Annotated in this window: 7 protein-coding genes; 3 read left to right on the top strand and 4 right to left on the bottom strand. The window is 47.4% G+C overall.

The features are described 5' to 3' along the window. Nucleotides 1–46 precede the first annotated feature (46 nt). Nucleotides 47–8,695 carry a hypothetical protein gene (locus PW844_RS08250; RefSeq protein WP_299450230.1) on the top strand — a complete coding sequence of 2,883 codons (8,649 nt, stop codon included), beginning with the start codon at nucleotides 47–49 and terminating at the stop codon, nucleotides 8,693–8,695. Nucleotides 8,696–8,747: 52 nt separating this feature from the next. Here the strand turns inward: PW844_RS08250 and PW844_RS08255 are convergent, their stop codons facing one another. Genes PW844_RS08255 through galB form a run of 4 tightly spaced genes read right to left on the bottom strand, consistent with a single transcriptional unit; the run spans nucleotide 8,748 to nucleotide 12,169 of the window. Then, nucleotides 8,748–9,632 (bottom strand): NAD(P)-dependent oxidoreductase, encoded by an 885-nt coding sequence (locus tag PW844_RS08255; protein ID WP_299450232.1) that lies wholly within the window; start codon nucleotides 9,630–9,632, stop codon nucleotides 8,748–8,750. Continuing rightward, nucleotides 9,625–10,716: a 4-oxalomesaconate tautomerase gene (locus PW844_RS08260; protein WP_299450234.1), complete on the bottom strand. Its 1,092-nt coding sequence runs from the start codon at nucleotides 10,714–10,716 to the stop codon at nucleotides 9,625–9,627. Before PW844_RS08260 ends, PW844_RS08255 begins: the two co-directional genes overlap by 8 nt. Before the next feature lie 2 nt (nucleotides 10,717–10,718). Continuing rightward, nucleotides 10,719–11,435, bottom strand: a complete 717-nt coding sequence (locus tag PW844_RS08265) for a 4-carboxy-4-hydroxy-2-oxoadipate aldolase/oxaloacetate decarboxylase (RefSeq protein WP_299450236.1) — start codon at nucleotides 11,433–11,435, stop codon at nucleotides 10,719–10,721. After that, nucleotides 11,432–12,169 carry a 4-oxalmesaconate hydratase gene (gene galB, locus PW844_RS08270; protein ID WP_299450238.1) on the bottom strand — a complete coding sequence of 246 codons (738 nt, stop codon included), beginning with the start codon at nucleotides 12,167–12,169 and terminating at the stop codon, nucleotides 11,432–11,434. The genes PW844_RS08265 and galB overlap by 4 nt, the downstream gene beginning before the upstream one ends. A gap of 136 nt (nucleotides 12,170–12,305) precedes the next feature. On the opposite strand from galB, the gene PW844_RS08275 reads away from it, so the two are divergent. Then, complete coding sequence (locus PW844_RS08275) at nucleotides 12,306–13,529, top strand: LysR family transcriptional regulator (protein ID WP_299450240.1); 1,224 nt, start codon at nucleotides 12,306–12,308, stop codon at nucleotides 13,527–13,529. Nucleotides 13,530–13,754: 225 nt separating this feature from the next. Then, a complete protein-coding gene (locus PW844_RS08280; RefSeq protein WP_299450242.1) occupies nucleotides 13,755–14,501 on the top strand; it encodes a gluconate 2-dehydrogenase subunit 3 family protein in 747 nt (248 codons plus the stop codon). The last annotated feature ends 1 nt before the right edge of the window (nucleotide 14,502 follow it).

Genomic DNA, 14,502 nt, shown 5'->3' on the forward strand with positions numbered 1-14,502 from the left:
CTTATTCCCTGTCGCTAAGTTACATAGCAAATAAGGAAATTTGCCCATGAAAACCGAGATCCAATCTCATGCCGATTCCAATTGTGTTTACTGGTTAGAGAAAACCGTCACTGCCTGTAATTTTTCCATGAAAAAAATTAAAAAAATAATCAATACCCCATCAATTCCTGTCTCGTGTAAAATTCATCAATATTTATTGCCTCTGGTTAAATCCCTGACACCAAAAATCAATAGAGATGCAACATATTTTCGTGATGACATATACCCTTATAAAAATCACCTATATATCTCTATCGCAGTAAAAATAATGAAAAAGAAAGAAAACCAGCAATTACTGGGAAAATTGTATCATAAACCAAATCACTACATTAAATATTTCTTCCTTCTTTCAGGCATTGCCGGGGGTATTCCTGAGGAAGTCAATCAGGATATTTTTCAACAGTTGGTTTCTGTTCTGCAAAATGGGAAGGCCCTGAAACAAGCAGAATCCACGGAGGAAAGCGTCTTCAACTGCATACCGCGAGATATTGTCTTACTGAATTTTTTCTCATCGTTTCTTTCATCTAAAATTTTCACTTTGTCGGTGGTTAATGAAGGTGTTAAAGGTCTGCTAATCTCAGCAATCACCATGGTATCTCCCGGACTTGGGAGCGCGATTAAAATTCTCGATAGTTTTACCCCTCTGACACTACTCTTTCCACATCGCACAAATGATATTGATCGATTACTTCGGGAGGAGACAGGCAGGTATGATTTAACGCAAAAACAACTAAGTCTCAATATCACTTTACTGAAAAATCTGTTCTCTTTAACGCCTGCTGCTGTACGTGATAATTTAACTACTGATCATTATGCCTCATCCAGCACAACAGCAGTGAATACACCGCTGTTGCTCGGAACCACAGCGATAGCCATTGCGCATCAATCAACAGCCCGAGCGAAAACCATAGCAGGAATAACCGCTTTGGGTATGGGAGTTTCCTGCGCAATTTATCGCTATTTGTCTCTTCCGCAGGATTCAAATAGCATCGCCAGTGAAAACTCCATTATTACTAATATTAATAACACTCATATTATCCACAGCGTGTCTTATGGCGAAAAACCACACGGACTGAATCAATTGAATCCAGCAGGACAAAAAGGTACTTGTTATGATATTGAAAAAGCTATAAAAGAGCTGCTTACTTCAAATAAGGCAGGATTAAGATTAGTTGATGAGTTCTGTCATTTCATCTTCAATGAACATGGCGACCTGAATGTCGGACATGCACACAAGTTGCTAAAAAAATGGGACATCACAAATTTTAGCCCTTTTGAGCGTACTGAAATGTCTGTTTTATTAACCTATATTTTATCAGTGCTACTCACCCCTGTTGGTAAGAAAGAAGCTTTTGACTTAAATGAACTTATTTTCTCAACCGGAGAGGAAGTTAATCAAATATGGCTGAGGAATATTAATAAAAAACAACAGGAGAGTATTAACGAAGCACTTCAGCAGACTCGGTTGTATGTTTCAGGACAACTGGTTAAAACACTCGGTGCAATTGATTTGAGTAAAACAGAAAAACTAATTAACTTTATCGTATTGTTATGCGCACCTGATTTAATTCAATTCAAAAATCATAATAAAGGTGACCTGGACGTTGTTTCAAAAGAAACCTATTACTATTGGAATTACCTGGGTAAAGAATATTCAGAAAATAAATACGTCTTACATGATGATTTTGACTTCGCCATAAATGAAGGAAGAAAATATGGATTCTATCTGCGCAGAAGAAAATTTTATGATGGCATACCAAAATTATCACCCATCAGAGAATTATTTGAGAATTTCACCAGCAGCATCAATCGCGATTTTATTAATTACCATGAAAACGATGTTAAACTTGAAAGACTCATTTTCCCAACTTTTGATGATGTGATCGAAGATGCTTACCTGGAGAAAAATATTAATGTGGTTACGTCAGTAAATTTTGATAGGGAAAGCCTGAGAATCAATTTGCAACCCTATATCGATCCACACGGTGAGATAGAGTATTTGCGCGGGTGCAAGAATATTCGTGATGTTATTCGCAGTTTCCCCGATGGTATGGATGTATTACGGCGTCGGCTGCCAAACCTGGTGCCTCACTCGCTACGAAGTTATGCTACAGATGACACCAACTCCTTTGTTCTTCGGCCACATCCAAAGCGAGATGAGTTGAAAGATAAACATGAGAAGATGTATCAACAAGTCTACAATGAACATATAGCGCTGTATAAAACAGTCGTTCGTCTCGCGTTCGAGATGGATCCGAATTATGAATTATTCAACAATCCCCTTGTTGAAATCAGCATTGTAGAACTCGATAACCGACGCATACAAAAAGTACGCACAATGTTGATGCCTAAATCGTTTAGATTTAAAGCCAGTATCATGTATCAGGTCGGTTATAACTCCAGGAGGCATTATCAACGTGGAGCGATTTTTATTGCTGAAAACATACAGACTAAAGAAAGAAAATTTTTCGCGATAAATATCGAGGCCAGCCGTATTTATCGACAACTTCCAATTACTACATTAGCCATAAATAAAACTGAAGATATTGCTGGTCTGCCGAATGATTTTTTAAACAGACACTACAAATTTCACGACGGAAAACCTTTTTGGGATCCCTGTGATGAGGAGAAAGCGTTTAAAGAATCATTAGTTAGCCCTCCAGAGAAAATGTGGGATTATATTACTGAGCGACTGAAATTTGTCAAAGCTAAAGTATGCAAAGCAACGCGGTCTGACAAGGAAATTATTTCTTTATTCTACGAGAAAAAGCTGGGTCGATCTGCGAATGCGGTTAAGCTGCTGCAAAAAGAAATCGCAAACATTCGCGAAAAATACTTGTCTTATGAAAAAGAAGAAATTGAAAGTTCAAGAGAAACGGAAAGAGAACACGATATTAAAAAGGGAAAATGGCAGCTTTTTAAGGAAAAGTTACCTTTGTATAGTTGTGTTGAAATGATTGATGATATGATCATCCCACATGAAGACATTGTTCTGACTTCATTATTAGAGAATGTTTTTCAGGGAGTGTTATGTGCTTCAGATGCTTATCTGTTATCCTCAGTAATTAAAAAAGTAACAGGACTTGAGCACCTCATTAAAAAAGCATCTATACAAAAAATAAAAAAGATGCTGCAACTTGATACTTTAAGACAAAATTTAAAAATATCCATCGCAATTCAGAAACCCTCTCCTGCCCTTGAACAAAGCATAAATAAACTAAGAAAGGAGATAAACCATCTTGATGAAGAGTTGAAATCGACATTTGAAAAAATATTTCTGACTGGACTAAGTGTTGCCTCTAAACCTACTGAAATATTATATCCAATATTCAGTTTTGGTAGTGGGAAGACGTTTATATTTCCATTGGCTGCGGGCATAGGAAAAAAACAACTGAAAGAATTAAAGTCTGGACTAAAATCCTATATTTTTTACCCTTGGGTAAAACCATCAGCAAAGGAACTTGTGGAAAAGGAGCATCACATATTATTAACACTACAGAAAAAGAACATTACCTGTTATTCTGATGATTCACCACCATTGAAAATTACGACCAACATTTTTGATATCCATACCAACAATCCTGAACTTTATCATACAATATTCTTTGCGATGTTGAAAAACCCAGACATTCAGACAATTATCGATGTTGCAGATGCTGGCGGGTGGAAAATACCGAACGACCATGACGAAATGGCCATGTTTTGCTTTAGAAGTTTTATCGCTCCAGTGTGGCATTATGTTGGTGAAATTATAGATCTTGATAAACATTACAATCTTAACCCCAACAGATCAGAATTGAACGCAGGGATGTTTTTTGATTATCTCAATGATAATTTAATCAAGAGAAATCCAATATCAAACATTATACTAACTGCCGATCAAAACCTCCTCATAAGCCAGTCATTTAAAGCGATAAATAGTACCCTTGAGAGTGACTCCGAGGCTTTTCAGTTTAATTATCTGTTTATGCTTAAACAAGTCTTTCTTAGTGAAGATCTTGAGAATTTATTACAAGCATCTGAAAAGGAAAAGAAGAGAAAACATAAAGAGATAGTACAAAACATTCATTATAAACTTGGGAAAACAACCTTATATTCCACACATTCTGCTATGCAGGAAAACTTCCACATTGTGATAATTAATTACTTTACGCAAGCCATGAACCAGACAATAAGAGAACGCCCCGCTGCAATAACGTTATTTAGCGCAAACATCGAAATATTCAATCACCGATGCCAGCAATACCGTCAACATCATCCCGGTGAGGTTGTCCCCACACTGGCTGAATTTATCAGAAATCAAATCTGGATGGAAAATGAATTTGAACGGATTTATCAACCCTTCGCACGCATAGAATACAGCGCCAGGGTACTGGATAATTATACGGAAGAACAATGGCTCAACGCTGATGCACAGGCTGACTGGTTGGCAAAATTCCAGGAATATCTTTCTCCTCAAATGCGCAGCCAAAATCTTGCGCTCTATCTTAAAGATGTGACGAAGAAAATCCTGGCTGGCTGGCAACATGAGCAACGTAGTGCCACTATAAAAAATAGTTTAGAAATTATCATTGCCGATGATGTCAATCCAATTTTTATATCATTAGTTAAAAATGCAATGCAACAATGTTGCGACACTTATCCCACACTTTTATTCTGCCAATACTACCAACTTGATAACGGTAGCAGATTTACTTTTCTGACTAACGACTTTATTTCTGAACCACAACAGCGATCCAGACGTCAGCTGCTGAGTGAGCATCCTTTTTATCCATTACCTTCTCTGAATGATGAACAACTGACTGATGTGGTTATCTCTCCATTAAAGAGCAAACTACCCAGCCAGAAAAAAAATGAAACGCTGTTATATCAACAAGAATTAAATAACATCCTACAGAATTTTATCTATTTCTCTGCTCTGCCCTTTCATGAGCGATTATATGGCCATACTATGAGTATGCTCACGCCAGAAAGAGAGGGCCCGAGTGATGCTGCGACACTGATCAATACAATTCTTGATGAAAATGGCAACCTGATTAATTGTCAGCTTAAAGTTTTGCAACGCAACCTTCCTACAGGAACGATTATTGATGAAGACCGATTGCTACAATTATTAAGCGATATTTTTAAATTAGCCTCGCCAACTGCGCCTGATTTATATGATTATGCGTTTCGACAGCTACAAATTGTGCTTAGCTCATCGTGGATGACATTGGCACACTTAACGAATGCGAATTTTATAAAAGTTCAATCACTGAGTTTAACTCAACAATTTCAGCAACATTCAAAAATAAACTACGGTACAACACTGCAGGCAGTCCGGCGCTATATGACTGCCGCCGTCAGTCATTTTCTTGATTTCACAACACAATTAAAAAGCATGGACGCGGGAATGGCGAGCATCAGGTTAAAAGATGTCTCAGCACAAAAACTTTGCCTCGGGGCGATCATTGCTCAGAACTTGCAGCTGGAAACAGTCAGCCAAGGCGCATTGCTGAAACTCTTTAGCGTTGCAATGCAGGATGCAGGCATCATTCCTGTTGCCGCTCAACAACAAATAGCCTTGCTGACTCGGCCGGGCCGCCACACTGGTGAAGATGCGCTGCACTGCGTGGCCACCTGTCTGGAACATACAGCTACGATACAAACGTACATACTTGCCTGCGTTGATGACAGCCAGGCACTGGCGGCATATCTGACTGAACTTCACTTTGCTACCTCATCATCTGAACAACAACAACGACTGCTTTCTCTATTCAACACCGCGCTACAAAGCCACCAGCAGCTACTCACCATCGCCATGCCCGCAAGCAAAGAGCAACAATTAAGACAAGCACACGCCCGGGGGGAACTGCAATTTACCTGGTATCAGACTGGCGGAAAGAATGAGGGTCCTGATCTCACGGTGGTGGGTATCGGATTCGATATTATAAATAATAATGAGGGGATCTTATTCCCTTATTCTTTGTCCTTTCCCGCGACAGGAATGTTCCACCAGAAACCCGCACCACTCACGGATGAAGCTTTAACCGCCATCTGTTTCGATCCAGCGAGTAAGGATATTATTCATTTTAACCGCACCACAGTAGTACCCGCTCCTCTGGCTAATCGGCAGAATAATAACAGCGTCATAACGACCTTATTCAACTGGATAAAAGTTGAAGTGCAGGAACAATTACACCAGCTCGCTGCGGTACAAAATGAAGCAGATTTCATCACCCAAAAAAAGCGGGCAGTGGCATGGCTGATGAGACATTTCCCCTTTTATATCAAGGATAATATACTTGCAGAGCAACTAAAGTCTGAACACATTATCAAACTGGCGGCACATCCGGCAGTGAATAAATGGAAAACACGGAGCCTGGCCAGGCCGCAAAATATGTCCTCAATTTATTACTTCGATCAGGCCATCACCGAGGTAATGGGAAAATATACCGACTGGCCCGCTGATGCTTCTGTATTAAGAAGCCGCCGGAAATGGGATCATACCCTCTCTGCCGGTGAACTCCCAATGACTGGCTTCAGGGGAATCTGGTGGGATCCGATGCGTTATGTCTGCTATGTGGGTTTTATCAATGAAAACGAGCGTGCGCTTTACGCAAGTCTGCCAGAAAATCGTGAGGTTTTATATCTACTGGCAGACAGGTTTGCACATGCCCGAATCTGGGAAAAACTCAGCTTGTATAGTGAGTTGCAGGCTGATTTTTCCGCATTACGCCGTGGTCAACTTTCCGCACTGGCTTTTTTTGAGCAGTCTATTCCTGTTGCCTGGCGACGTAATACCGGAAATGCAACGGAATCCTGGCATCTGGTGAAAAATGAAGTAGCCAGCCAACTTTTGCGTCAGGGGGTCTTCACACCTGATTATTATTTACAAGCTGACACCAGACGGAATGAGATCAACACCCAATTAACCCCTTACGTGTTGCAATATCATAGCGGTAATATCGTATTTGTTTTCAGTGAAGATAATTACCAGAAAGCCAGATATGGCATTATAGATTCACAGGGAGTTGTGCAGTCTCTTCCTGAAGAATTCACTGACTGGCCGCATCTTATTCACACTTCAGACCAGATTTCTTCAAAACAGCTATTTAATGCCACCATTGAAGATTTTATTATCCGACAACAAAGAGAGTTGCTACCGGAATTTCTCCCCTTACTCACCACCACTGAACTGCAACAAAATAAATCCCTGCTATTCAACGCACAAGCCGCAAGACGGGAACACATACGTTTACTTAGCAATATCACGACAAATATTCCTTTTCGTATGGCAATCGATACCGACGGACTGATTGATATCGATGTCTATTTGAAACGACATGGCCGTTCACTAAATAATGAACTTCAGCAACGTATCCATGCGGATGTCGAACTTAGCGACAGAAACTGGAATGTCTTTACCTGGCGTGACGATGACCTTTATGACGAGAGGATTTGCAACAACAGTATTAAAAACCTGATAAAAAAGCAGGCGATCTTCACTGCCCTCAATGAGTTAGTGACTGATAACCCCTTAATCGCACTGCATAGAACACCTTCTCTGACTTTATGGATTGAGCACAGTCGGACATATCTGTCTCGTGCCATTGACGCAATAGAGTGGTTTAAGTCGCGTGGGAACCGCCCGTCGTTTTCCGATACTGCTACTTCAGCTTTACATCTGGACTCTTTGGCGAAAAATTCCTTTTTTAGCTATTTCGGTGCGCAACCTTATGTAACGCCAGAATTATTCGCAGAATCCTGGGCATTTCGTTTTGACCAACGTCGTTCAACCATTCAATACCACGCATGGCAGCAGGCACTGGATCAGCTGCATCTCCTCGTGATGGGGATACCCGATAACACGCAGGTATTAAATCAGTTTCTTTCCTTACCTGAACACTTATGGCAGGCAGGACATATGCAGACCTGTGCCCGTCAGGTTCACCAGATTATCAATAGCACTCTACATTACTGGCGACAGTCTCATCAGGCACAGCAATTAGTGTTAATCAGGCCGACAGCGCTTATGTCCACCCAATATAATCATCCGATCAACATGATTCTTTCTGCGGTGGCGGGTCATTTGACCAATGAGGAAAAGGCTCCGCCATTGTCGCTCAGCACTGACCAGTTTACCGATTTATTACTCGTCAATCCCGCCCCACAGCCCTCCAATGGATCAGCGATTCGCCTGGCTGGCATTAATAGCGCCCCCCGTACTGCCGCGGATTTCGCAGCCTGGGCTAAAAATCGCCTTGCTGGCCCGGTATTTATGAACGAGCTTTCTGGATCCGCATTTTTGTTTCGATTACAAAGCAGAATCGATGCCGCAATGGTAACCGACTCAAACCAATGGGGACGTGAAGAACGCAACTTCTATGGGTTATCAGATACCACGCGATTTTTGCAACTTACCGATTTTGGCGTTGCAGATAAGCGCCGTTTTCTGGACTTTTTTAAAGCTTTGTTCGCCAGCGACGTGCTGGTTGCACGCCTGATTTTGCCTGATGTAGAAATGGTCTTCGGTTTGCTATGCGATTATTTCAAAGCACAACACCCGGAACGCGCGACAGAGGATTTTTCCATGGCATGGTTTCTTTTCAGCAATACCTTTGGGTTGTGTACTGATGAAGATGCTACACAGCCACTCTACCTGGTCGGTGTGTAAATTAGCCTCTCCGTCATCAGGTGCGACTGCGGCGCGATAAATCGCACCGCTACTAACATTTTGGCGACAGTTTCGCCAGCACCGTACGCCAGCTAAACGGCACCAGATCCTGATATTGCAGCTGATGCGATTTAAGCTGAGCCGGTAATTCCGCCTGGACCTGACGAATAGCCCGGCTAAGCGGCGCTTCCAGCCCGACATCCTGTAAGGTCTTCACCACTTCCTGCATCTCTTCCGCGCGCCTGACACCGTGCTCCGCAACCCGACTGATAAGATAGTCAGGCAGCGCGTCATTCCAGCCCAGCGAGGGAAAGCTGGTATGCAGCGAATTCAGCACCGCCTCTTCGACACCGTAACGTTGTGCGGCAGCCAGACACTCGGTAGTTAACGCCTCCAGACCTTTGATCATCACGCTGCGACACATCTTGATCGCGGACACCGTACCAATCTCCTCACTGGCGGCGCGGGCCTGGCAACCCAGCCCGGATAGCAGTGCAGCAACCGTGGCGGCCTGTGTGCCACCGATTAATAGCGGTGTGCCCAGCCGCTTGGGTGGCACCGGGGCCATGACGGCCACATCCAGATAGCCTCCTTCGCCCTCGGTCACCGCCTGCGCCGCTGCGCGTTTGGTGTCAGGCGCGACAGAATTAAAATCCAGTAAAGTTTGTCCCTGTCGCAGCAGCGCTGCGGCCTGTTGCGCCACCTGCAAGGCGTTAGCGGCGGTCACCAGCGAGAGAACCAGCGTGGCCCCTTCCAGCGCCAGCGCCAGGCTGTGCGCAGCGCGCACCCGCCATTGTCCCGCCATAGCTTTAAGTTGATCTGCCTCGGCGCTGAGGAATTTGTTATCCCACACCGTTACCTGCGCACCCTGCGCCGCCAGATCCTTGGCGTAGATCCGTCCGGCTTCACCAAAACCAATAATGGCGATTTTAGTCATGTTTTTCTCCCTGCCACACTGAACCCGGTACCGCTACCGTTCCGATAAACAGCAGCCGTGCAGTGCGAATCAAGCCACTGCGGGTAACATTCCCAGCGCTATCGCGTTGTAACACCACACTGAACTCCCCGCTCGGATGTTCAACAGCCAGACGCTGCTCTGCGCCTGGATTGAGTTGCGCGATCCCTTCCGTCACTGAACCGGGAATCAGGCAGGCCGTTGCCACGCTGACCGCGCCCAGCACGCCGATCGAAGCATGGCAGCGATGTGGAATAAAAGTGCGGGTGGAAAGCACTCCGCCCTGAGTCGGTTCTGCTATCAGGGTCATTTTTGGCACGGTGCGTAGTGCCACATCGCCCAGATTCATCCGCGGCCCGGCCTGTAAACGAATCGATTCCAGCCGTGCTTTTAACTCGTCGTCATTATCCAGCTGTTCGCGGCTCTCCAGCCCGGTACGGCCCAGGTCAGCGGCGCGTAGTAAAACCACCGGCATGCCATTATCGATGCAGGTCACCGCCACCCCATCAAACTGATCCCTTGCCTGCCCGGTGGGCAGCAATGCGCCACAACTGGAACCGGCAATATCCGTAAAGTTCAGGACCTGTTGAGCCGCGTAGCCAGGTACGCCATCGATACGCACATCTCCTTCATACTCCACCGCGCCATCGGGTGTTGGCAGCTGCGCCTCGGCGATTTGACCGGTGTTGACCATAAAGATACGCACCCGCGTCTCTACGCCTTGTATCGCCACCAGCCCTTTTTCGATAGCAAAAGGGGCCACCGCCGCCAGAATATTGCCGCAGTTCTGACCGTAATCGACCACGGCTTTATCCACATTGACCTGAGCGAACAGATACTCAACGTCAGCATCGGGATGCGTCGAGGGAGAGATGATCGCCACTTTGCTGGTCAGCGGATCAGCCCCCCCGATGCCATCGATTTGCCGCGCATCGGGCGACCCCATCACCGCCAGCAGCACCCGATCGCGCAGCGCCGGATTGGCAGGCAGATCCTGCGCCAGAAAACAGGCGGCTTTGGAGGTACCCCCACGCATAAGTACACAGGGGATCAGCGTCTGTTTCATCGTCAGAGACTCTTCAGTTCTGCCAGCGAATCGACATAACGCAATCCTTTCGCGGCCAGTTTTTGTCGCATCTGGTAAATATCCAGCCCCAGTTCCCCCGCAGCCAGACGCTGGCGCTTGCTTTCTTCGATCTCAACCCGCTGCGCTGCCGCCTGCGCCACCGTTTTGGCATCGGCACGCGGCACAATCACCACGCCGTCATCATCCGCTACCACCAGATCACCTGGATTGACTAACTGACCGGCGCAAATCACCGGCACATTCACCGACCCCAGCGTCTCTTTCACCGTGCCCTGTGCATACACCGCCCGCGACCATACCGGAAAATGCATCTCGCGCAGCGTCTGGCTATCACGAATGCCGATATCGCCCACCAGCGCCACCACACCGCGCGCCTGTAGCGAGGTTGCCAGCAAATCGCCAAAGAAGCCGTCATGGCAATCTGAAGTGGGAGCCACCAGCAGCACATCACCCGGCTGGCATTGCTCAACTGCGACATGGAACATCCAGTTATCGCCGGGGGAAACCAGCACCGTCAGTGCGCTGCCCGCGATGGTGGTACCCTGCTGCACCGGGCGAATGCGCGCATCGAGTAATCCCTGACGCTGCTGCGCTTCATGCACCGTCGCCACACCGAAGGTGGCGAACTGCGCCACCAGATCCGCGTCTGCCCGCTCGATTTGGCGTACCACCACGCCTTTCTGGTTGACCTGGCTCATGACAAATCCTCCGTCACACGCGGGAACAGGCTTTGGTAGCCTTCACCGTGACTGATGACGCGTGACGAGGCGATCCCCACATTGCGTTTCGCCTGCACTCCACGTTGCAGAGCCACACGGGTGTAGTATTCCCACAGATGCTCCTGACCCGCCATGCACTGAATCGCCGCATATTTCTTCTCCCACACCGATGTGATATCCAGCAGCACATCCGGTTTCCAGTTGCATTGTTCCGGCTGATGCGGTTCGAAGCAGTAAACCGGCGGTGCACCGATAATCGGCTCACCCGGACGGTAGCCTTCGGCCTGGGCGATAATGCGCGCTTCCTGAGTCAGATTGGCAGCCAGTGGATGATCGTAGTTGTAGGGATCGGCAACCGAATGGGTGAGCACAAAATGTGGCTGCACTTTGCGGAACACATCTGCCAGCCGGAAAAGGGTCTCTTTATCGGCACGCAGCGGGTAATCACCCAGGTCGAAAAATTCAATCGATGCGCCGAGGATTTCCGCCGCTGACTGCGCTTCACTGCGGCGATTCGCTTTGACAATGTCTTCCGTCATATTGCCTTTGCGCCACAGTTTGGCGGATTCGCCCCGCTCACCAAATGACAGGCAAACCACATGGACGTCATAGCCACGCTCGGCATGTAAGGCGATAGCGCCACCCGCGCGCCAGACAAAATCGGCAGAGTGAGCACTGACAACGAGGGCACTTTTTTTAACGGTGTTTTCCATCTTTCTATCCTGCGGTGGCTGTTTTTTTCATCCTGACATGCCACTTGCTGGCCGGATAATGCCTTTCATTGCGCGAGCTATGATTTTTATTTATGTTGTGATTTCGATCGTCACAGAAGCCGGGGAAACGCCAGCAATGAAAGCCGAAGAAAATGAGATTAAAATCATGCAACTACGCGCTTTTTGCATGATCGCGGAACGCGGGACGGTCTCGGAAGCGGCGGAGAAATTATTTCGCACGCAATCGGCGATCACCCGATCTATCCGTGATCTTGAGCACACTTTAGCCACACCGTTGTTTGAGCGTCATGCCAGCGGCATGTTGTTGACGGAAATGGGGAAATGCGTGCTGCCACGGGCGCAGCGCGCCATCAGCGAGTTGCAGCGTATCCCGGCGACCCTGAGTCGGCTCAAACAGCGCGATTATCACCGTGACGATGCCGAACCCATCTGGTTGTTCAATGTGCGTCGCCTGCAGGTCTTTCTGCGGTTATATCGCCTGCACCATACGCAAAGCGTGGCGAATTCACTCGGCATCAGCCAGCCTGCGGTCAGTGCTGCACTGAAGGTGCTGGAGAAAGGTGCCGGAATATCCCTGTTCCAGCGCACACCGAGAGGGATGATGCCGTCCACCGCCGCGCGGGAAATGGCACCTTTTATCAGCCGCGCACTGAATGAGATTCGCCATATCCCGGAAGACCTGGCAGCAGCAACCGGTATTTTACGTGGCACGGTGCATGTGGGTGCCTTGCCGCTGTGTCGCAGCACCCTGCTGCCACTGGCGATTACCCGGCTGGTGGCAACCCATCCGGGTATTAAAATCGTCACCAATGAAAGTGCCTTCGACGCGTTAGTGACCGAACTGCGCGCCGGGGATATTGATTTCATCCTCGGCGCATTGCGTCAGGATGAGAACGTGCTGGATATTCAAAACCAGGTATTGTTTGCCGAATCGCTGGTATTAGTGGTGCGACCGCAACATCCGCTGGCCGGACGTCAACTCAGCGCAACGGATTTACCCCCTGTGCAGTGGATCTTACCGCGCGTGAACTCGCCCGCGCGCCATCTGCTGGATAGTGCTTTTCAGGCATTGGGCATCAACGTACCCACCCCGATGGTTGAAAGTGGCGATCTCGCCATCGTGCGTGGTCTGTTGCTAAATTCCGATATGGTGGCGGCGGTGTCGTCCCATCAGCTTGAATACGAACTCACTGCGGGGATCCTGCGCCCGTTAGAATTTTCCCTGCCCAATACCCATCGCGAGATTGGTCTAACGCTGCGCCAGGGGGCTTTACACGCGCCAGCGGCCAAGGCGCTGATCCGCTGCATCACCGATGTCGCTACTGCGCAGAATTTGTAACATTCGCTTAAGTAGACACCCGCAAGAACCTCTCTCATTTGTTTCTTTTTGAACAAAAAATGCATTTTCCTGCCCGGCAACTGGCTGTATCGCCGAAAGCCCCTACATTTAACATTTGTACAATGTTAATTATACATAAACACAACACGCAGAGTCTGTGGCGATATTTTCGAAGCTGGAAACACCTTTGTTGCAAATTTGTTCAACTTACAATTAGGAAGCAAAATGAAAAAAAGAGCCAAAACGCTGCCGGGCGTCACGCGACGGCAGGTGTTGACGTGGACGACGCTGGGCGTCGCCGCCACCGTGACGCAAGCGGCTGATGCCGTCTCTCTCAAAGGTTCACCGGGCTGGACGCCCTTCTCCGACAATCCCCCCGAATCGTTTGACCAGCAAGGCTGGCTGTTCTTTACCCCGGAAGAAGCCCAGACCGTTGAAGCCATTGTGGACCGCCTGATCCCTGCCGATGAGCTCAGCATCGGCGGCAAAGAGGCGGGTTGTGCGGTGTTTATCGATCGCCAGTTGCAGGGTTTTTACGGCACCTTTGAACGGCTGTATATGGAAGGTCCTTTCCAGCAGGGTACACCGGAGCAAGGCGACCAGTCGCCGCTGGTGCCACAGCAGCGCTATCGCCATGGCATTGCAGCACTGAATCGCTACGTGCAGCAAACCACGAAAAAGAACTTTGCCGAGCTGACCACTGAACAGCAGGACCAGCTGCTGGAGGCGATGGAAGCAGGCAAGGTGCAGTTCGACGGCTACGACGCGAAATCGTTTTTCCTCGACGTGTTGAATAACACCATGGAAGGCTTCTTTGCCGATCCGATTTATGGCGGCAACAAAGAGATGGTCTCCTGGAAGATGCTGGGATTCCCCGGCGCGCGTTATGACTATCGCGACTATATCGAGCGCCATAACGAGAATCTGGGACTCGAGCCCATCAGCATTGCGCAATGGAAAGCCAGGGGATAAC

It is taken from the genome of Pantoea sp. (assembly GCF_028283705.1).
Taxonomy (GTDB): domain Bacteria; phylum Pseudomonadota; class Gammaproteobacteria; order Enterobacterales; family Enterobacteriaceae; genus Pantoea.